The organism is Sulfitobacter sp. 1A13353 (assembly GCF_043557255.1).
In the GTDB taxonomy this organism is placed as follows: Bacteria; Pseudomonadota; Alphaproteobacteria; order Rhodobacterales; family Rhodobacteraceae; genus Sulfitobacter; species Sulfitobacter faviae.
In genome coordinates, this window is sequence record NZ_JBIFFS010000002.1 from 372,437 (window position 1) to 391,031 (window position 18,595).

The 18,595-nt window shown below is 64.1% G+C and carries 17 protein-coding genes and 1 tRNA gene; 7 read left to right on the top strand and 11 right to left on the bottom strand.

The features are described 5' to 3' along the window. Nucleotides 1–60 precede the first annotated feature (60 nt). Both ACGYLO_RS05550 and ACGYLO_RS05555 read right to left on the bottom strand, forming a co-directional pair. On the bottom strand, nt 61–1,497 hold the full coding sequence (locus ACGYLO_RS05550; protein ID WP_271687991.1) for a TolC family outer membrane protein: 1,437 nt from the start codon (nt 1,495–1,497) through the stop codon (nt 61–63). 120 nt (nt 1,498–1,617) lie between these two features. After that, nucleotides 1,618–2,271, bottom strand: coding sequence for a protein-L-isoaspartate O-methyltransferase (locus ACGYLO_RS05555; protein ID WP_271687992.1), 654 nt, complete (start codon nt 2,269–2,271; stop codon nt 1,618–1,620). Nucleotides 2,272–2,414: 143 nt separating this feature from the next. Here ACGYLO_RS05555 and ACGYLO_RS05560 point away from each other — a divergent pair. After that, a tRNA-Cys gene (locus tag ACGYLO_RS05560) sits at nt 2,415–2,488 on the top strand. A gap of 112 nt (nt 2,489–2,600) precedes the next feature. On the opposite strand, the gene ACGYLO_RS05565 is transcribed toward ACGYLO_RS05560, so the two are convergent. Then, nucleotides 2,601–4,229: an alkaline phosphatase family protein gene (locus ACGYLO_RS05565; protein ID WP_271687998.1), complete on the bottom strand. Its 1,629-nt coding sequence runs from the start codon at nt 4,227–4,229 to the stop codon at nt 2,601–2,603. Nucleotides 4,230–4,426: 197 nt separating this feature from the next. Here ACGYLO_RS05565 and ACGYLO_RS05570 point away from each other — a divergent pair, with 197 nt between their 5' ends. Next, nucleotides 4,427–5,449, top strand: coding sequence for an NAD-dependent epimerase/dehydratase family protein (locus ACGYLO_RS05570; protein ID WP_271687999.1), 1,023 nt, complete (start codon nt 4,427–4,429; stop codon nt 5,447–5,449). A gap of 9 nt (nt 5,450–5,458) precedes the next feature. Here ACGYLO_RS05570 and ptsP read toward each other — a convergent pair whose 3' ends face one another. The 5 genes from ptsP to ACGYLO_RS05595 all read right to left on the bottom strand — a co-directional run bounded on the left by ptsP (nt 5,459) and on the right by ACGYLO_RS05595 (nt 10,890). Then, entirely contained in the window at nt 5,459–7,702 is a 2,244-nt protein-coding gene (gene ptsP / locus ACGYLO_RS05575) for a phosphoenolpyruvate--protein phosphotransferase (RefSeq protein ID WP_067263814.1), read from the bottom strand. 161 nt (nt 7,703–7,863) lie between these two features. Beyond that, a complete protein-coding gene (locus ACGYLO_RS05580; protein WP_209219097.1) occupies nt 7,864–9,102 on the bottom strand; it encodes an aspartate kinase in 1,239 nt (412 codons plus the stop codon). Nucleotides 9,103–9,189: 87 nt separating this feature from the next. Then, the gene (locus ACGYLO_RS05585) at nt 9,190–9,834 is read right to left on the bottom strand and encodes an SDR family oxidoreductase (protein WP_271688001.1); all 645 of its coding nucleotides are present in this window, start codon (nt 9,832–9,834) and stop codon (nt 9,190–9,192) included. A 26-nt stretch (nt 9,835–9,860) separates the two neighbouring features. After that, nucleotides 9,861–10,328: a DUF1178 family protein gene (locus ACGYLO_RS05590; RefSeq protein WP_271688003.1), complete on the bottom strand. Its 468-nt coding sequence runs from the start codon at nt 10,326–10,328 to the stop codon at nt 9,861–9,863. 94 nt (nt 10,329–10,422) lie between these two features. Then, nucleotides 10,423–10,890, bottom strand: coding sequence for an NUDIX hydrolase (locus ACGYLO_RS05595; protein ID WP_271688005.1), 468 nt, complete (start codon nt 10,888–10,890; stop codon nt 10,423–10,425). A gap of 110 nt (nt 10,891–11,000) precedes the next feature. Between ACGYLO_RS05595 and modA the strand changes: the two genes are divergently transcribed. Genes modA through modC form a run of 3 tightly spaced genes read left to right on the top strand, consistent with a single transcriptional unit; the run spans nt 11,001 to nt 13,505 of the window. Then, the gene (modA, locus tag ACGYLO_RS05600) at nt 11,001–11,738 is read left to right on the top strand and encodes a molybdate ABC transporter substrate-binding protein (RefSeq protein ID WP_271688006.1); all 738 of its coding nucleotides are present in this window, start codon (nt 11,001–11,003) and stop codon (nt 11,736–11,738) included. Next, nucleotides 11,728–12,420, top strand: a complete 693-nt coding sequence (gene modB / locus ACGYLO_RS05605) for a molybdate ABC transporter permease subunit (protein WP_271688008.1) — start codon at nt 11,728–11,730, stop codon at nt 12,418–12,420. Before modA ends, modB begins: the two co-directional genes overlap by 11 nt. Continuing rightward, entirely contained in the window at nt 12,420–13,505 is a 1,086-nt protein-coding gene (modC, locus tag ACGYLO_RS05610) for a molybdenum ABC transporter ATP-binding protein (RefSeq protein ID WP_394376367.1), read from the top strand. Before modB ends, modC begins: the two co-directional genes overlap by 1 nt. On the opposite strand, the gene ACGYLO_RS05615 is transcribed toward modC, so the two are convergent. Together ACGYLO_RS05615 and ACGYLO_RS05620 are read right to left on the bottom strand one after the other, a co-directional pair. Next, on the bottom strand, nt 13,506–14,273 hold the full coding sequence (locus ACGYLO_RS05615) for an EcsC family protein (protein WP_209219102.1): 768 nt from the start codon (nt 14,271–14,273) through the stop codon (nt 13,506–13,508). A gap of 51 nt (nt 14,274–14,324) precedes the next feature. Then, nucleotides 14,325–14,804 (bottom strand): GNAT family N-acetyltransferase, encoded by a 480-nt coding sequence (locus ACGYLO_RS05620; RefSeq protein WP_271689987.1) that lies wholly within the window; start codon nt 14,802–14,804, stop codon nt 14,325–14,327. 105 nt (nt 14,805–14,909) lie between these two features. Between ACGYLO_RS05620 and ACGYLO_RS05625 the strand changes: the two genes are divergently transcribed. After that, nucleotides 14,910–15,515: a flavin reductase family protein gene (locus ACGYLO_RS05625; protein ID WP_271688009.1), complete on the top strand. Its 606-nt coding sequence runs from the start codon at nt 14,910–14,912 to the stop codon at nt 15,513–15,515. A gap of 292 nt (nt 15,516–15,807) precedes the next feature. On the opposite strand, the gene ACGYLO_RS05630 is transcribed toward ACGYLO_RS05625, so the two are convergent. Further along, nucleotides 15,808–17,439 (bottom strand): SulP family inorganic anion transporter, encoded by a 1,632-nt coding sequence (locus tag ACGYLO_RS05630; protein WP_271688011.1) that lies wholly within the window; start codon nt 17,437–17,439, stop codon nt 15,808–15,810. 269 nt (nt 17,440–17,708) lie between these two features. Here ACGYLO_RS05630 and ACGYLO_RS05635 point away from each other — a divergent pair, with 269 nt between their 5' ends. Next, nucleotides 17,709–18,581 (top strand): S-methyl-5'-thioadenosine phosphorylase, encoded by an 873-nt coding sequence (locus ACGYLO_RS05635; RefSeq protein WP_271688012.1) that lies wholly within the window; start codon nt 17,709–17,711, stop codon nt 18,579–18,581. Nucleotides 18,582–18,595: the final 14 nt, after the last annotated feature.

Sequence of the window (18,595 nt, forward strand, 5' to 3'; positions counted from 1 at the left end):
ACCGCGTGGGAGGATTCTCACAATGGGGCGGTGCAAAATGCCAAACGACCGCGCAAACCGTCAGTCTTTTTGCAGCGCGCGCAGCACTCGATCCAGCGCTTGGCCCTCTTTCGAGTATTTAGCAGGAGCGTCCTTAACAAGGTTGTAATAGGCCCCCGCGTCATAGATCTGCACCGGAAGCTTCAGATCCTGCGCGGTCAGGCGGCCCGTGGCCGCCAGCACGGAATAGGCCGCCACATAGAGATTGGCACGGGCCGATACGCGGGTCGATTCCGCATCCAGCAAGGATTGTTCGGCGTCCAGCACGTCCAATGTGGTACGCGCGCCGAGGGTGGCTTCCTCGCGGACGCCGCGGAAGGCGATACGCGCGGCCCTGATCTGCCGGTCGGAGGCTTCCAACTGCGCCCGCGCCGAGGCCAGCGCGGCATAGGCGTTGCCCACTTCCTGCTCGACGTCTTGGCGCACCACATGCAGGTTCGCGCGCTGCGCGTCTCGCTGGGCCATCGCGCTGCGCACGGCCGAGGACAGCGCCCCGCCCTGATAGATGGTCTGACCGACCTCGACCCCAACGCTGCCGCTGCGGGTATAGGCTTCGCTGTCGAAAGTCTCGTTCAGCCCATATTGCCCGTTCAGCGTGATCCGCGGGGCCATGGCGGCCTCATTGGCTTCGACGCTGAGATCGGCCGCCGCCACCTGATGCTGTGCGGCGATGATCGACGGGTGAGCGCGCACGGCCAAAGCCTTGGCCGAGGCGAGGTTGCCGCCGACATTCGGCAGGCTCGGCGGTTGGCTAAGGTTGCCCGGGGCATGGCCCACGGCATTGCGATACTCCTCGACCGCGCGCAGCAGCACGCCTTCGGCGCCCGCCAGCCCGCTGCGGGCATTGGCAAGCTGCGCTTCGGCCAAGGCCACATCGGTGCGGGTGACTTCGCCCACGTCGAAACGATCCCGCGCGGCGCGCAATTCCTGCGTCAGCAGCCGCAGGTTATTGTTGCGCAGCTCGACCGTTTCCGAGGCTTCGATCACGCCCATATAGGCCGCAACCGCGCGCAGCAGGACTTGTTGTTCTAGGTTGACCAAGGCCTGACGGGTGGCCAGCACGGTCTCTTTTGCCGCCTCCACCCGATAGGCGCTTGCCCCGAAATCATAGAGTAGCAATTCGCCAATCAGGCTGATCGACGCCTTGAGGCTTTCCGTCGACTGGGCTGGCAGAAGAGAGGAACTGCGCGTGGTGCCAAAGCTCTGCGTCAGCCCGGCGGCCCACCGCAGCACAGGTTTCAGTGTCGACTTCGCCGCGGCCACATCCTCATCGGCGGCACGCAAAAGCGCGCGGTTCTGCTCCAGCAGGCCGGAATGCTCATAGGCCCCCACCAGCGCATCGGCCAATGTTTCAGCAGCAGCCACACGCGGCAGGGCAGCGCCGCTGGCGAGGACAAGGCTCACCGGCACGGCGATGGCAAAACGTTTGAGGGATTTCGTGAAACTGTTCGCGCTCATGGCTCAATGCCCCTGAATGGCTTTTTTAGACCTTTAACCGGCCCGTAGGCCGATCGGGGCGGGTGCCCCTCCTCTGAAGGCGAAGTGGCGCGCGGTATGATCGGCGCGCCATCCTGTCGCTTACAGCTGGAATTCTGCCTGACGTTCAAAGCCACGCAGCACCGGCGCACCGGCGTTGAATTCGGGCCGCCAAGACACCTGACCGCCGCGTTTATAGCCCACGCGCACCTCGCCCAGACCCCGATCCATAAAGAGACAAGCGATCCGCCCGCCCTCTTTCACCTGTTCCACCAGCGCTGCGGGCAGCTCACCCACCGCACCTTGGACGATGACCACATCATAGGGCCCATGCTGCGGCGCGCCTTCGGTCAGCGGGGCGACATGGACGATCACATTGTCCGCGCCTGCCTGCGCCAGCGCCTCTTGCGCCTCGGCAGCCATGGCCTCGTCTTCCTCAACGGCGACGACGGCCTCGGCCATATGCGCGATCACGGCGCTGGAATAGCCCATGGCGCAGCCGATATCGAGCACGAGTTCCTCATTGGTGATGTCGAGGTGATCGAGCATCTTGGCCAATGTTCGCGGGTCGAGGAGCACCCGATCCTGCCCCAGATCGAGGTTTTCACCCAGATAGGCAGCCTCGCGCTGTGCCGCCGGCACGAAGTCTTCGCGCTGCACGGTCAGCATCGCGTCGATGATTGGAAACTTGGTCACATCCGAAGGACGAACCTGCGTATCTACCATGGTTACGCGGCGGGCGGCGAAATCACTCATCAGCTAAACTCATTCGTTCAGGGTGTCTGAAGAGTGATGTGCCACATTGCCGGGCCAGCGGCAACGCCCTGACCGCATTTTCGCGCGCATATGGGACTTGCGGCCCCCTTCGTGATCCGTTAGCAGTGCGCCAACCACCGGTCGGCGAGTTGGCGGAGTGGTTACGCAGCGGATTGCAAATCCGTGTACACCGGTTCGATTCCGGTACTCGCCTCCAATCCCCGACATAAGCGGCTACGCGATACCGCTGCCCCGGTGAAACCACTATTCGCGCGCGCTTCTCTTAAAAGCCACCCAGGCCCCCTCGTCATCAACGACGCGGCCATGTCTCACACCTCGCCGCCTTTCCCCGCCGCCGCCAAAACCTCGCGCAACTCATCTTCATTCCGGTAGCCGATCAGAATACCCGCCGTCGCCTCACCCATCGTGGCATCGCTGGCTGCGATCTTGGCGTCGGAGATGGTGGTGCGCTGAGCGGTGCGGCGCGCCCAGCGGAACAGCAGTTGCTCTAGCCGGGCGCGCTCCGGCGCATGGGCGGGGTCGGCCCCCAGATCGTCCAACTCATCGGGATCGCTCTCAAGGTCGAACAGCATCGGGCGGAACCCTTCGGCAAAGACGTATTTCCACCGCCCGTCGAAAAGCATCGTCAGCTTGGCGTCCTTCACCTCGACCCCCAAGCGTTTGCGCACGTCGCGCTGCGCGTAGTCGTATTCCGAGACCACGAAATCGCGCAACCGCTCGGCCTTGCCATGTAACAGCGGCAAGAGGGATCGGCCTTCGATGATATGCGGCACGGCGGCGCCGCCGAAATAATCAAGAATGGTGGGCACCACGTCGATCGCCTCGACCAGTGCCGAGGATTTTGCGCCGCGGGTCGCATCGGCCTCGGGGCGGGGATCAACGACGATCATCGGGATGCGCGCGGAGGGGTCGTGAAAAAGCTCCTTCTCGCCCATCCAGTGGTCGCCAAGGTAATCGCCGTGATCCGAGGTGAAGACGATCATCGTATCATCCGCGACCCCCTCTTCGGTCAGGAACGCCATCAGCCGACCGATCTGGTCGTCAAGCTGTTTGATCAGCCCCATATAGGCAGTCAGAACCCGGCCTCGGGTCGCGTCATCGGAAAAGGCTTGGGAAACGCGCTCCTGCATGAATGCGCCATAGACGGGATGCGGGTCGCGCTTCTCCGCCGCGCTGCGCACCGGGTCCAGATGGCTCTCGGGCCCGTAGAGATCATGGTAGGGCGCAGGGACGATATAGGGCCAGTGCGGTTTGATATAGCTCAGGTGCAGACACCACGGCTGATCCCCGGCCTCGCGGATGAAATCGATGGCGCGGCCTGTGATATAGGGCGTCTCGCTCTCCTCATCCGCGGCGCGGGCCGGTTTGTCGGCGTGGTCCAGGAACCAACCACTCAGGATATTGCCCTCTGCGTCCTCGGCACTGTTGGCGACGGAATGCCACGGGTTCTCATCCTGCCACCCGCGGTCCTTCATATGCGCGTCATAGGCGGGGTTGCGGGCGTAGGGCCCGCCGTCGGGGTGCAGCCCGTCGTCCCGCTCATAGGGTTCGAACCCGCATTCCGAAATCAGCACGCCAATCTCGCTGTCGGGCGCTAGGCCAAGGCGGCGCAGCCCTTCGATATCGGCGGCCATATGGGTCTTGCCGCAAAGCGCCGTGCGCACACCCAAAGGGCGCAGGTGGTCGCCCAGCGTCATCTCCCCCACTTTCAGCGGGATGCCATTCCAAGTCGACCCATGCGAGCTGACATAGCGGCCCGTGTAGAACGACATGCGCGAGGGGCCGCAAATCGGCGATTGCACATAGGCGCGGTCAAAAAGCACCCCGCGCGCGGCCAACGCATCGATATGCGGCGTTTGCAGATGCGGATGGCCGGTGCAGGAGAGGTAATCCCAGCGAAGCTGGTCGCACATGATGAAAAGAACGTTCTTGGGCATGAGCCGCCTTCCCTGTGATGCTCCTTCGCGCGCCCTGCCCGCGAAGCGTTTCGTCGTGCCGCGACTTGATTTTGGCCCGCCTGACAATGCTTTGCAGTTTCCGGCCCAAATTTAACCAAATTTTTAGCATTCACGGCCCAACCTTCACCAGGACGATGGGAAAGGCAACTCAAGCCGCGCAAAGCGAGGATGCCAGAATGGACAGCACGCAAAGGATACTTGTCACCGGCACGGGCGGTTTCATCGGCTTTCACCTTGCCCGGCTGTTGCTGGCCGAAGGCGCGCGGGTGCAGGGCTATGACGGGATGACCGATTACTACGATGTCGCCCTGAAACAACGCCGCCATGCGATGCTGCTGCAGCATGAGCATTTCACCACCAAAGAAGCGCTGCTGGAAGACCGCGAGACCTTCGACGCGCTGGTCGATGACTTTGCCCCCGACATGATCGTGCACCTTGCCGCACAGGCGGGCGTGCGTCACAGCATCCACCACCCCCGCGCCTTTCTGGAGGCGAATATCACCGGCACCTTCAACGTGATGGAAGCCGCGCGGCGGTTGGAGGTGAAACACCTGCTCATGGCCTCCTCCTCGTCAATCTACGGGGCCAATACCGATATGCCTTTCGCCGAGGCCGGGGCCACCGACCGGCCCCTGTCGATCTACGCCGCCACGAAAAAGGCGAATGAGGGGATGGCCCATGCCTATGCGCATCTCTGGGGTCTGCCGACGACGATGTTTCGGTTTTTCACCGTCTACGGGCCTTGGGGTCGGCCCGACCTTGCCTTGAGTAAATTCGTCGACGCGATCCTCGATGGCCGCCCGATCGACATCTACAACCACGGCGAGATGTACCGCGATTTCACCTGCGTCGACGATCTGGTGCGCGCCATCCGGCTGCTGATGGATTGCGTCCCGCCGCAACCGGGCACGGCGCCACCGCCGCCGGACTGGGATTCGCTCTCCCCCGCGGCCCCCTACCGTGTGGTGAATATCGGCAATTCCGAAAAGGTGCGCCTGCTGGATTTCGTCGAGGCGATCGAAGCCGCGCTCGGCAAGCGGGCGGTCCGTAATTACATGGGGATGCAGATGGGTGACGCCCCCGCCACATGGGCCGATGCGACCCTGCTACATAGGCTCACCGGCTACCGCCCACAGACCGGCATTCACGAAGGCATCGCGCGTTTCGTCGCTTGGTTTCGGGACTATCACGGCAGATAGCCGCAGCGCTCAATGCTGGTGCTGCTGGCGGACGTAGTCCATCACCGCGCCCCTGACCGACATCTCGCCCTGCTCTCGTGCGGCATGGATGACCGCGCGCACGTCGTCGAGATTGCAACGCCGCAGCAGGCTTTTGACCGGCCCGATGGAGGCCGGGCGCATCGACAGGGTCTTGAGCCCGATGGCCGCGAAACACAGCGCCTCGACCGGGCGGCCCGCATCCTCCCCGCAAAAAGACAGCGCAGTATCTGTTTCGGCGCAGCGTTCTACGATGCCCTCAAGGAAGGTCAGGAAAGAGACGTTCAGCGTGTCATAGCGCCGCCGCACACGCTCGTTCTCACGGTCGGCGGCGAAAAAGAACTGCTTGAGATCATTGCCCCCGATCGACAGGAACTCGACCTCCTCAAAGAATTTCTTTGGGGCAAAGGCGAGGCTGGGGGTCTCTAGCATAGCGCCGACCTCCAGCTTTTCAGGCAGGACATGGCCCAGAATACGCTCTCGCTCCATCGCCTTGTCGACCTCGGCCCGTGCGGCGCGGAACTCCTCGAACTGGGCGATAAAGGGGAACATCACCGCCAGCGGGCGGCCCGCGGCGGCGCGGATCAGGGCCTGCAACTGCATCCGCATGACACCGGGCTTATCCAGCCCCACCCGGATCGCGCGCCAGCCGAGGGCCGGGTTCGGCTCATCATGGGGCTTCATATAGGGCAGCACCTTGTCCGACCCGATGTCGAGCGTACGAAAGACCACGCGGCGGCCATGGGCGGCATCGAGCACGCGGGCATAAAGCGCGGCAAGCTCGGTCCGGCGGGGCATCTGGTTGCGCACCAGAAACTGCAATTCGGTGCGGAAGAGCCCGACCCCTTCGGCCCCCGACCCTTCGAGCGAGGGCAGATCGGCCATCAGACCTGCGTTCATCTGTAGGCTGATGATCCGCCCGCATTTCGTCTCAGCCGGTTTGTCGCGGATCGAGGCATAGCGTTCCTGCGCCGCCGCCTGCATCGCGATCTTGTCGCGAAAGGCCGTGGCCACGGTATCGTCCGGGCGCAGATGCACCACGCCCTGCTCACCATCGACCATGATGTGATCACCGTTCAGCGCGTCATTGGTCACGCGGCTGGCATGGACGATCAGCGGAATCGCCAGTGCTCGCGCGACAACAGCGGCGTGCGAGCCGACCGAGCCGCCCTCCAGCACGATGCCGCGCAGCGACCGCCCGTAATCCAGCAGTTCCGCCGGGCCGATGTTGCGCGCCACGAGGATCGGATCGACCGGCATCTCGGCCCCGGTATCGCTGCCCTGCCCCGTCAAATTGCGCAGCAAGCGGTTCGACAGATCATCCAGATCCGACAACCGCTCGCGCAGGTAGGCATCATTGACCTGCCCCAGACGGGCGCGGGCCATAGATTGCTCTTTCTCGACCGCGGCCTCAGCACTCAGCCCGCTTTGAATATCCTCCACCATGCGCCGCATCCAGCCTTTGGAATTGGCGAACATGCGGTAGGCTTCGAGCACCTTCTGCTGCTCTTTGTCGGCGGTAAGGCTTAACAATTGGTCAACGCTGAGCCGCAATTGCTCAACCGCTTCGGTCAGCCGCTCCGTCTCGCGTTCAGGGTCATCGGCAATGGGGTTGGAGACCACCACCCGCGGCTCATGCAGCCAGACGTGCCCCTCGGCCACGCCCTCCTGCCCTACGGTGCCGCGCAGCAGCACCGGCTGGCTATGCCGGGCCGACATCGCAGCCCCCTCGCCGACAAAGGCGCCAAGCTCGGCCATTTCGGCCAGCACCATCGCGACGACCTCAAGCGCATAGACCTCATCAGCGGAGAACTCCCGCGCGACTTTGGACTGCACCACCAACACGCCCAGCGTCTCACCCAGACGTTGCACCGGCACCCCAAGGAAGGAGGAATAAATCTCCTCCCCCGTCTCGGGCATGAAGCGGAAACCGGCGGCTTGGGGCGCATCGGGCGTGTTGATGACCGTGCGCCTCTTGGCGACCCGACCGACCAGACCTTCGCCCAGTTTCATGCGCGTTTCATGCACCGCCGCTTCGTTCAGCCCTTCGGTGGCGCAAAGCTCAAGCGTGTCTTCGTCGCGGAACAGATAGATCGAGCAAACTTCGCAGCCCATGGAATTGGCGATCAACTGGGTGATCTTGTCCAGCCGCGCTTGGCCCGCCACATCGCTGGCCATCGCATCACGCAGCCGCCCCAGCAGCTTGCGGCTTTCTGTCTCAACCCGTTCGGCCATATGATCCGGTCCCTGTCCCTCTGGAGCAGGGTTTAGCGCACTCGCGCAAGGATAGAAATGCTATTCGCGCCATACCCTACATCCTCAGCCAGTATATCGGCGGGATGCTGCAGATTTACGCAAGGGGTCACCTTGCGTAAAACCCGTGTCATCGCAGGTGTTTAGGCCGCTTTATCGAGCTCGAAAGCGTCGTGCAGGGCTTGCACGGCCAATTCCATATACTTGCGGTCGATCAACACGCTGATCTTGATCTCGGAGGTAGTGATCACCTTGATGTTGATCCCCTCGTCCGAGAGCACCTTGAACATCTTGGCGGCCACGCCAGTGTGGCTGCGCATGCCGATCCCCACGACAGAGACTTTGGCCACGGCCTTGTCGGCGATCAATTCCTGATAGTTGATGATCCCCTCTTCATGGGCCTTTTCCATGGCCTTTTCAGCGCGGATCACCTGATCGACGGGGCAGGACCACGTCATATCGGTGCGCCCCTCTTCGGAAATGTTCTGAACGATCATATCGACGTTCACGCCGCCCTCGCTGAGCGCGGTAAAGATCGTCGCGGCGATGCCGGGGCGGTCCGCCACGGACACCAAGGTCATCTTTGCCTCATCACGGGAAAACGCGACCCCGGCCACCACATTGCTTTCCATGATTTCCTCCTCATCGCAGACGAGCGTCCCGGCGTCGTCAGATTGTTCTTCGAAACTGCTCAGCACCCGCAGTTTAACCTTGTAGCGCATCGCCAGTTCGACCGAACGGGTCTGCAAAACCTTCGCCCCGAGAGAAGCCAGTTCTAGCATCTCTTCAAAGGAGATCTTGTCAAGTTTGCGGGCCTTGGATTCGACCCGCGGGTCGGTGGTGTAGACACCATCGACGTCGGTATAGATATCGCAACGCTCCGCGCCAAAGGCGGCGGCAAAGGCGACGGCGGTCGTGTCCGATCCGCCCCGGCCCAGCGTGGTGATCCGGCCCTGCGGGCTGATGCCCTGAAAGCCTGCGACCACGGCCACCTTCATGCCTTCGCCGAATTTGGCGGTGATGTTGTCGGTGGGGATCTCTTCGATCCGCGCGGCGGAATGGGCGTCGGTGGTGCGCACCGGCACCTGCCAGCCCTGCCACGAGCGCGCGGGCACGTCCATTTCCTGCAAAGTGAGCGCCATCAGCCCGGCGGTGACATTCTCCCCGCTCGACACGATGGCGTCATATTCGCGCGCATCATAGAGCGGCGAGGTCTCATTGACGAAGCCCACCAGCTTGTTCGTCTCACCCGACATGGCGGATACGATGACGATCACGTCATAGCCCTTGGCCACCTCAACGCCGACGCGCTTTGCCGCGCGGCGGATACGGTCCAAAGTGGCAACCGAAGTCCCACCGAATTTCATAACCAGAACAGGCATATTGTCCCCCGCGCAACAGTCCAGCGCGGTCTAAGCCCACGGCACGGCAAGGGCAAGCCTATTTAACATGACGTTATGTAGCGCCGCCTAGAACGGATGCGCCCGGCCATCCCATGTTTCGAAACAACCCGTCTGGGCGATGTCCAGCGCGGCGATCCGCCCGGCGAGGCCCTGCGCCGAATCCTCAACGCTGATTTCGCCCTGATCGCCGCCCATATCGGTGCGCACCCAGCCGGGGTGGTACATGCCCACCGCGATCCCCTCGGGCTTCAGGTCAACCGCCAGATTGCGCCCCAGATTGATCGCAGCCGCTTTGGAGGCGCGGTAGATATAGCTGCCCCCCGGCGCGCGCGTCTGGGAGCCCATCTGCGAGGCGATGATCGCGATTTTCGCCCCCTGCGCCGCACGCAGGTTGGGCAGCAGGGATTGCACCGTGAGGAAAACCCCGGTCACATTGGTCGCAAAGCTCTGCGCCCAGAGGTCGGGGCCAAAGCCGGTATCCAAGTCATCGCCCTTGTCGAGATACACACCCGCATTGCAGATCAGCAGGTCCAGCGGGCGGTCTTGCAGGCTTGCGGCGAAGGACGCGTGGCTTGCCGGGTCGGTCACGTCCAGCACGGCCTGCGCGCCTGCGCCGCGTGCGGTGCCGATCACCTCTTCGCCCGCGTCTTCATACTGGCGGGCCAGCGCCGCGCCGATGCCGCGGCTGGCGCCTGTGATAACGATGGTCATGGGCGATCCTTTATGAAAACGGGCCTTTAGGAAAGTTGGCGTTTGGGTTTGAACGGGAGCGGCATCAGGGGCACGCCCTCGGCCACCAATTCCCGCGCCTGATCCAGCCGCGCCTCGCCATAGATCGGGCGCTCAGGGGTGCGCCCTGCGTGCATGTCCCGCGCCTCGCGCACGAAATTCTTGCCGACGTAATCGGAGGTGGATTCGACCTTTTTGCGCAGGGCCGTCAGTGCCTTTTCCACATCACTTGCCGGATTGGACAGGGCCGGGGCGGGTGTCTCGGCGGGTTGCGGTTTTTCTGCCGCTTCCGGCGCAGCCGGAGCGCTGCCGCCCGAGGTGACCCGCGGGGCCATCAGCGATTTGCTCACCTCCGTCGACCCGCAGACCGCACAGCTCAGATGGCCCGCACGGGCGAGGCTGTCAAAGGCTGCCGCAGATTGAAACCAACTTTCGAAACCATGCCCGGCCTCGCATTTCAGTGCATAACGGATCATTCGCCCGGTCCTCAAACTCTCTGCTTTAAATGGGCTGCGGCGCGAAAGAGGTCAAGACAAGCGCGGGCGCGGCGCGCATCGAAACGCCGCGCTGTCAGCCTGCCAAACCACCGCTGCGCGGATCGAAATCTCGGATCAGCCGCGCCAGATCGGGGGCCTCCACCAGCCGGGCGGCCTTGCGGCGCGAACACCACATCCGCTTGCGCTGTCCCTCCTCGGGGAAGTGTTTGGCCAGCGCCTTGACCTTTACCGGGTAGAGCATCGCCAGACAGGGCAAGGTCCCATCCGCGCCGGTTTTGGCATAGCTATAGACGCCCAGACATTGCCCCCGCGCCTGCCCCACGACGCCGCCTTCCTCCCAAGCCTCGACCAAGGCCGAGGCGGCGGGGGTCTTGCCCTCCATCGGCCAACCCTTGGGAATGATCCAACGTTTGCTCCCGCGCGAGGTGATCAGCAGGATCTGCAACTTGCCCCGTTTACGACGCCAGCAAAGCGCCGCGAATTGAATGCGCAGCTCATCCTTCTGTCCGCCGTTCAAGGATATCGGAGCCTGTTTCACCATCCGTTGCAGCTGCGCCCCTTGGCAGGTTGTTTCCCTTTGACCCTAGCGCGGCGATCCCCGTCTGGCCATATCCCCTTGCCCCCTTTCATCGCATCAAAGATACTACCAAAATGATAAGATTTTCCGCTCTTCTGACAGTGCTTTGCAGCCTTGCCCTGCCCCTTCGGGCTGAGGCACCCGTGACGGTCTTTGCCGCCGCCAGCCTGCGCGGCGCCTTGGAGGAGGTCACGGCGGATTTCCCCGCGCCGGTGGTGCTGTCTTATGGCGGCTCAGGCACGATGGCGCGGCAGGTCGCCTCCGGGGCGCCCGCCGATGTGGTCTTGCTTGCCAATAGCGACTGGATGACATGGCTCGCGGACGAAGGCGTTGAGGGGGCCGGGAATGCGCAGATCATCGCCCGCAACCGCCTCGTGCTGATTGCCCCCGCTGGCAGCGTACCGCTTGCCGATCCCGCCGACCTGCCAGCCCGGCTCGGCCCCGAAGGGCGGCTCGCCATGGGGCAACGCGATGCCGTTCCCGCAGGCAGCTATGCCCGCGCCTGGTTGACCCATTCCGGGCTTTGGCAGCGGCTGCAAAGCCGTTTGGCCGAGACCGACAATGTCCGTGCCGCACTGGCGCTGGTCGCGCGGGGCGATGCGCCGCTTGGCTTGGTCTACGCCAGTGACGCGCAGGCCGAGCCGGAGGTGCAAACCGTCTATGAAGTGCCCGCCGAGGCCCATGCCCCGATCACCTATCCCGCCGCCGCATTGACGCCCGAGGGCAAGACGCTGGTCGATTTCCTGAGCACCGAGACGGCGCAGGCGATCTTTGTGGACCACGGGTTCCTTCGGGCCGATCATGGTTCTTGACGCCGCCGCTTGGGCCGCGCTGTTGCTGTCGCTGCGGGTGGCCAGCGTGGCGATGCTCTGCTCCCTCCCGCTGGCGCTTTGGGTGGCGTGGATCCTCGCCCGGAAGGAGTTTCGCGGCAAAGGCGTGGTGAGCGCGCTGGTCCATCTGCCACTGGTGCTGCCGCCAGTGGTGACGGGCTATCTGCTGCTGCTCGGCTTTGGCCGCAACGCCCCTTTGGGCCGCCTGTTAGAGAGCCTCGGCATCGGTCTTGCCTTTCATTGGACGGGCGCGGTGCTGGCCGCGCTGATCATGGGGTTCCCGCTGATGGTCCGCGCCATGCGGCTGGCGATCGAGGCGGTCGACCCCCGGATCGAAGACGCCGCCGCCACCCTCGGCGCGCCGCGCCTCAGCGTATTTTGCCGCGTCACCCTGCCGCTGATCTTTCCCGGCATCCTCGCCGGGGCAGTGATGGGCTTTGCCAAGGCGATGGGCGAATTCGGCGCCACGATCACCTTTGTCGCCAATATCCCCGGCCAGACCCAAACCCTGCCGAGCGCGATCTGGACGGCCCTGCAGGTGCCGGGCGGTGAGAATCGTGCGCTGGCCATGGCCGGGCTGGCCGGGCTGGTGGCGCTGGCTGCCGTGCTGCTCTCCGAAGCCTTGGCCCGGCGGGTCGCGAAACGCATTTCGGGGGCGCGCTGATGCTTGAGGTCACGCTGCGCCATGGGTTCGACGGCTTCGATCTGGACCTTTCTTTCACCACCCAAGGCGGGATCACCGCGCTCTTTGGCCGCTCCGGCGCGGGCAAGACGACGGTGATCAATGCGCTTGCCGGATTGCTGCGCCCCGATGTCGGGCGCGTGGTGCTGGACGGTGAGGTGCTTTTGGATACGCAGCGTGGCATCTGGGTGCCGCCGCATCGCCGCAGGCTGGGCTATGTCTTTCAAGACGCGCGGCTTTTCCCGCATCTGGACGTGCGGAGGAACCTAACCTTCGGCGCGCGCTATGCCCCGCGCGGCAGCCAAGGTGCGGGTTTTGCAGATGTGGTGGCGCTTCTGGGACTTGAACCACTGCTCAGCCGTGCCCCGGCAACGCTTTCAGGCGGGGAGAAACAGCGCGTCGCCCTTGGTCGCGCCCTGCTGTGCCATCCGCGCATGTTGCTGATGGATGAGCCGCTGGCCAGCCTCGACGGTCCGCGCAAGCAAGAGATCCTGCCCTATCTCGAACGGCTGCGCGACGGGGGGTTGGACCTGCCAATCCTCTACGTCAGCCATGCGGTGGACGAGATCGCCCGCCTCGCCGATCGCTTGGTGCTGCTGCAAAACGGGCGGCTGAAGGCCCAGGGCGCGCTGTTCGACGTGATGGCCGATCCCGCCGCCGTGCCGCTGCTCGGCGTGCGCGAAGCGGGCGCGGTGTTGGAGGCCGATGTTATCGCCCATGCCGAGGATGGGCTCTCGACCCTCGCCGTGCGGGCGGGGCAGTTGGAGCTTCCCGGCGTGCAAGCGCCGGTGGGCGCGCGGGTGCGGCTGCGGGTCTTGGCGCAGGATGTGATCCTGTCGCGCGCGCGGCCCGAGGGGCTGTCTTCGGTCAACATCCTGCCCGTGCGGGTCGAGGCCGTGCATCCCGGCGACGGCCCCGGTGCGGCCATTGCGCTCGACGCAGGCGGAGACCGGCTTTTGGCGCGGGTGACGGCGCGGGCGGTCCGCGACCTTGATCTGCGCGCGGGCATGGGCTGCTATGCCATCCTCAAGGCCACCACCGTGGCCCCGGGCAGCATCGGGCGCTGATCACAGTTTGGGCGGCGTGCTGCCCATTTTCTTGCGTAGGCGGGCGACCAGTTCCTCTTGCGGGATATCCGCCTCTATCGCCAGTTTGCGCAGGCCGAAATGCACATGGGCCATGTCTTGGTAATAGCTGGTATAGGCATAGTTCGTCGCAGCCCCAGCCACTGCGCCCAGCACCGGCACCGCCTGCGCGGCAAGCTTTTGTCCCAGCACCAGCGCCAGACGCGGCGCCACCCGGGCGATCACCGCATTCATCGCGCGGCCCGTGAGCGCCATGCGCACGGTAAGAAACCCCAGATCGGCGCTATCGTCATCCGCCAGCGGCCCGGCGGCGGTAAAGACATGCACGCAGTCGAATTGCACATTCTCCGCCGATGGATCGAACCCATGTTCCGCCGCCACCCCTTGGATGACCCGCAACAGCAGCGTGGTGGTCACCGGCAGTTCGGCCAAGGCGGTCGGCAGCCCCCCGGCCCCGCCTGCGGCGCCCATCGCGGTCGAGACCGCTTGGTTCAGCCAACCCTGTTGGTCTTTCACATAGCTGCGGCTGGAATGGGCGGCCTGCATGGCATGGCCAAGTGCCTTCATCGTCGCCCCTTCGAGGTTGCGGCGCACCGCCCCTGGCAAACGGTCGATCAACCCATCCGCGCTGCCGCCGATGAGGTTGAGCACATGGATGCCCACGCCACCCGCCTGTTTGTAACGGCGGGCGATCTCATCCAGCCGGGCATCGACATCAATGGTGCTGGGCAGGTTGCTTTCGATCTGCATGGGCGTCCCTCTTTGAGCTTAGGCTCAATGTGGGTCGCGAGCGGGGTAAAATCAATCGTGCCAGCGGCGAACCTTGCCCGTCACCCCGGCCCAAGCCCCCTCAGCCAGGGCGCGGCCCAAGATGCGCGCGGGGTTCGTGGGCGGCGGCATCTCGACACCCTGCAACAGTGCAAAGCCGAAGCGATTGTAATAGGGCGCGTCGCCCACCAGCATCACCCGTTCCCAGCCCAGCGGGGCCGCCTGCGCAAGCGAGGTCTCGATCAGCCCCGCGCCCAGCCCTTCGCCCTGCCTTGTCGGGTGTACCGCCACCGGCCCCAGCAAAAGCGCCTTCGCCGCGCCGATGCGCACCGGCCAATAGCGGATCGCCCCGGCCAGAATTCCGCCGCTGTCACGGGCCACATGGTTCAGCCCCGCCACCGGCGGCACGCCATCGCGCAGACGGTAAGACGACAGCGCCTCGCGCCCCGGCGCGAAACAGGTGTCATAGAGCGCTTCGACCTCCCAATGGTCGGTGGGCACCTCCGGGGTCATCTTGTAAGGCGTCTGATGCAAGGCCGGAGGCTTTCGGGAGCAATTGCGGGTGGCGCTGGACGTAGCATGAGGCTAGCCATGGGTGCAAACCATCAAGGAGTGTACATGTTCTATCGTCCCGAAGACGGCCATGGTCTGCCGCATAACCCGTTCAACGCCATCATCAGCCCCCGCCCAATCGGCTGGATCTCTACCCGTGATGGCGCGGGCCGCGACAACCTCGCGCCCTATTCCTTTTTCAATGCCGTCGCCTATATGCCGCCGCAGGTGATGTTCGCCTCGACCAGCGCCAAGGAAGACGTGGACGGCACCAAGGATTCCGTGGCCAACATCCGGGAGACCGGGGTGTTCTGCGTGAACGTGGTGGAATATGCGGCGCGCGACGTGATGAACGTGAGTTCCACCATGCTGCCCCATGGCGAGGATGAATTCGCCCGCGCCGGGATCGACAAGGCCGAGTGCGAACAGATCGCCTGCGCGCGGGTGGCGAATGCGCCCGCCAGTCTTGAGTGCAAGCTGACCCAAATCGTGCAATTGCCGGGCGAGGCGAATTTCGCGGTTTTCGGTGAGGTCGTGGGCGTGCACATGCGCGACGATTGCGTGGTTGACGGGCGGTTCGACGTGACCAGGTTCCAGCCGCTGTCGCGTTTGGGGTACCGCGATTACACAGTGGTGCGGGATGTGTTCGAGTTGAAGCGGCCTGATGATTGAGGGTTGAGGACCGCAGTCGAGATGCGAGGGGCATCGCCTGCCCGCGGGTCGGCGATCTGACGACGCCAACTGCCACTTTATGTTTCAGCTGTGATGTGTGCTCGCAAGGTTGCGCCCAGCCTCACCAAATCGCCTACCCGGTCGCACCGGAGGTGCGCTCAGAATAATACGGCACGCCTTTGGCGTGACGGGCGGGCAGGCGATGGCCCGGCGCCTGCGGCTTGATTCCGGGCCGGTGGCAAACTCGACCAGAAACAAAAAACCCGGCACCTTTCGGCGCCGGGTTTTCCATTCAGTGCCCGCCCAGAACCCCGGTGCGCACATCGTAATCAACCGCCAATTCGTAATCAGGGTCGTCATCGCTATCGACCATCAAATGCCCCGCCTTGTTCAGCAGCCGGTGACAATCCCGGCTGAGGTGGCGCAGTTGCAGACGTTTGCCCGCGGCCTCGTATTTCGCGGCCATCGCTTCAATCGCCTGAAGCGCGGATTGGTCCACCACCCGGCTGTCGGCGAAATCGACGATCACCACCTCGGGGTCGTTCTCCACGTCGAAAAGCTCGGCAAAGCCGTCGGAAGAGCCGAAGAACAGCGGCCCGTGAATCTCATAGACCTTGGCGCCTTTCTCGGTCACCGATTCCCGCGTGGTCGCGTGGATGCGGCGGGCGTTGTTCCACGCATAGGCCAGCGCCGAGACGATCACGCCGACGACAACCGCCACGGCGAGGTCTGCCATCACGGTCACCACGGTCACCAGAATGATGACGAAAGCATCCATCAGCGGCACTTTGCGCAGGATGGTGAGCGAGTTCCACGCGAAGGTGCCGATCACCACCATGAACATCACACCGACAAGAGCGGCCAGCGGGATAAGCTCGATCACCGAGGAGCCGACGAGAATGAAGAGCAGCAAGAACACCGCCGCGGCGATCCCCGCGACACGGGTGCGACCGCCGGATTTCACGTTGATCATCGACTGGCCGATCATCGCACAGCCGCCCATGCCGCCAAAGAAACCGGTGACCGTATTGGCCACACCTTGGGCGATACATTCTTGGCTCGCGCCGCCGCGCTTGCCGGTGAGATCCCCGACGAGGTTCAGGGTCAGCAGACTTTCGATCAGACCGATGGCCGCGAGGATGACGGCATAAGGCAGGATGATCTCAAAGGTCTCCCAAGTCAGTGGCACCATGGGGATATGCAAGCTCGGCAGGCCACCTTGGATCGACGCCAAGTCACCCACCCGCGGCACGTCGAGGCCGAAACCGATCACCACGGCGGCAATCACGCCGATGCCCGCAAGCGGCGCGGGGATGACCTTGGTGATGCGCGGGGTGATCCAGATGATCGCCATGGTCGCCGCCACCAGCGCCAGCATGAGGTAGAGCGGCTGGCCCGAAAGCCATTCACCACCGCCCACGCCATGACCGGTGTCGACCATGGTGCCGGGCACTTTGAACTGGCTCATCTGGGCGAGGAAAATCACGATCGCCAGACCGTTGACAAAGCCCAGCATCACCGGATGCGGCACCAGCCGGATGAACTTGCCCCATTGCATGACGCCCGCGAAAATTTGCAACAGCCCCATCAACACGACGGTGGCAAAGAGGTATTCGACCCCGTGCTGCGCCACCAGCGCCACCATGACCACGGCAAGCGCGCCGGTCGCGCCCGAGATCATCCCGGGCCGCCCACCGATCAGCGCGGTGATGAGACCGACGAGAAAGGCGGCATAGAGCCCGACCAGCGGGTGCACCCCGGCGACGAAGGCGAAGGCCACCGCCTCGGGCACCAGCGCCAGCGCCACGGTCAGCCCCGACAGCAGTTCGATCCGCAGCCGACCGATGGAGAAACCGTCATCCGGCATCCAACGCAGATCGGTCACATCGAGGTTCTTGGCGAAATTGTGCAGCGTGGCGCGCATAGGGGCGTCCTTTGACTTTCGGAAAACGGGTATAGCGCCCTGACCGCGGATGCGGGGCGCTTTTGGCTGCACCTAGAGGAATTTCGCCCCAAAGAAAAGTGTCTTGGCTACTTGGTCACGGAAGTTGCTGCAATGCAGAAACACTTTCGCCCCCCCCTCCCCTGACGCAGTCGTGTCTTGCCTCTCGGCAAAAACACTTGAACCCCGTGGCATTCTATGAGGTTCTTTGACCCTTACCCGCAACCAACCAAGGCACAGGCTTACCCCTCATGACAGATACGAAAATCGCCGTGATCGGCGGCTCCGGCATTTACGACATCGACGGGCTTCAGGATGCCGATTGGGTCACCGTGGAGACGCCATGGGGCGCGCCCTCGGACCAAGTGCTGACCGGCACGCTGGATGGGGTCGCCATGGTCTTTCTGCCGCGCCATGGCCGCGGGCATGTGCATACGCCGACCTCCGTCCCTTACCGCGCGAATATCGATGCGCTTAAACGGCTGGGCTGCACGGATGTGATCAGCGTCTCAGCCTGCGGGTCGTTCCGCGAGGAGATGGCCCCGGGCGACTTCGTGATCGTCGACCAATTCATCGACCGCACCATGGCGCGCGAAAAGAGCTTCTTCGGCCCCGGCTGCGTGGCCCATGTCTCGGTCGCCCATCCCACCTGTCCGCGACTGGGGGACGCCTGCGAGACCGCAGCACGAGACGCGGGCATCAACGTCCACCGCGGCGGCACCTATCTGGCGATGGAGGGGCCGCAATTCTCGACGCTCGCGGAATCCAAGATGTACCGCGACAGCTGGGGGGCGGATGTGATCGGCATGACCAATATGCCCGAGGCGAAACTCGCCCGCGAGGCGGAGCTTTGCTATGCCAGTGTCGCGATGATCACCGATTACGACAGCTGGCACCCGGACCACGGCGAGGTGGATGTGACGCAGATCATCGCCACGCTGATGGGCAACGCCGACAAGGGCCGCGCCATGGTCTCGCGCCTGCCCGCGCTTCTGGGGGCCGAGCGCGCGCCCTGCCCGCACGGCTGTGACCGGGCGCTGGAATTTGCGATCCTGACCCAGCCGGATGCGCGGGATCCGGAATTGCTGGCCAAGTTGGATGCGGTGGCGGGGCGGATGCTTTGACCGCAGGCGGCGGC

Excerpts from the sequence above, each read along its gene's own strand:
- ACGYLO_RS05615 (WP_209219102.1), bottom strand. The coding sequence starts at position 14,273 with ATGCAGATCGAAAGCAACCTGCCCAGCACCATTGATGTCGATGCCCGG.
- ptsP (WP_067263814.1), bottom strand. The coding sequence starts at position 7,702 with ATGGCCGAACGGGTTGAGACAGAAAGCCGCAAGCTGCTGGGGCGGCTG.
- modA (WP_271688006.1), top strand. The coding sequence starts at position 11,001 with ATGATAAGATTTTCCGCTCTTCTGACAGTGCTTTGCAGCCTTGCCCTG.
- ACGYLO_RS05630 (WP_271688011.1), bottom strand. The coding sequence starts at position 17,439 with ATGCGCGCCACGCTGCACAATTTCGCCAAGAACCTCGATGTGACCGAT.
- ACGYLO_RS05565 (WP_271687998.1), bottom strand. The coding sequence starts at position 4,229 with ATGCCCAAGAACGTTCTTTTCATCATGTGCGACCAGCTTCGCTGGGAT.
- ACGYLO_RS05585 (WP_271688001.1), bottom strand. The coding sequence starts at position 9,834 with ATGACCATCGTTATCACAGGCGCCAGCCGCGGCATCGGCGCGGCGCTG.
- ACGYLO_RS05570 (WP_271687999.1), top strand. The coding sequence starts at position 4,427 with ATGGACAGCACGCAAAGGATACTTGTCACCGGCACGGGCGGTTTCATC.
- ACGYLO_RS05635 (WP_271688012.1), top strand. The coding sequence starts at position 17,709 with ATGACAGATACGAAAATCGCCGTGATCGGCGGCTCCGGCATTTACGAC.
- ACGYLO_RS05620 (WP_271689987.1), bottom strand. The coding sequence starts at position 14,804 with ATGACCCCGGAGGTGCCCACCGACCATTGGGAGGTCGAAGCGCTCTAT.
- ACGYLO_RS05555 (WP_271687992.1), bottom strand. The coding sequence starts at position 2,271 with ATGAGTGATTTCGCCGCCCGCCGCGTAACCATGGTAGATACGCAGGTT.
- modC (WP_394376367.1), top strand. The coding sequence starts at position 12,420 with ATGCTTGAGGTCACGCTGCGCCATGGGTTCGACGGCTTCGATCTGGAC.
- ACGYLO_RS05590 (WP_271688003.1), bottom strand. The coding sequence starts at position 10,328 with ATGATCCGTTATGCACTGAAATGCGAGGCCGGGCATGGTTTCGAAAGT.
- ACGYLO_RS05625 (WP_271688009.1), top strand. The coding sequence starts at position 14,910 with ATGTTCTATCGTCCCGAAGACGGCCATGGTCTGCCGCATAACCCGTTC.
- modB (WP_271688008.1), top strand. The coding sequence starts at position 11,728 with ATGGTTCTTGACGCCGCCGCTTGGGCCGCGCTGTTGCTGTCGCTGCGG.
- ACGYLO_RS05595 (WP_271688005.1), bottom strand. The coding sequence starts at position 10,890 with ATGGTGAAACAGGCTCCGATATCCTTGAACGGCGGACAGAAGGATGAG.
- ACGYLO_RS05550 (WP_271687991.1), bottom strand. The coding sequence starts at position 1,497 with ATGAGCGCGAACAGTTTCACGAAATCCCTCAAACGTTTTGCCATCGCC.
- ACGYLO_RS05580 (WP_209219097.1), bottom strand. The coding sequence starts at position 9,102 with ATGCCTGTTCTGGTTATGAAATTCGGTGGGACTTCGGTTGCCACTTTG.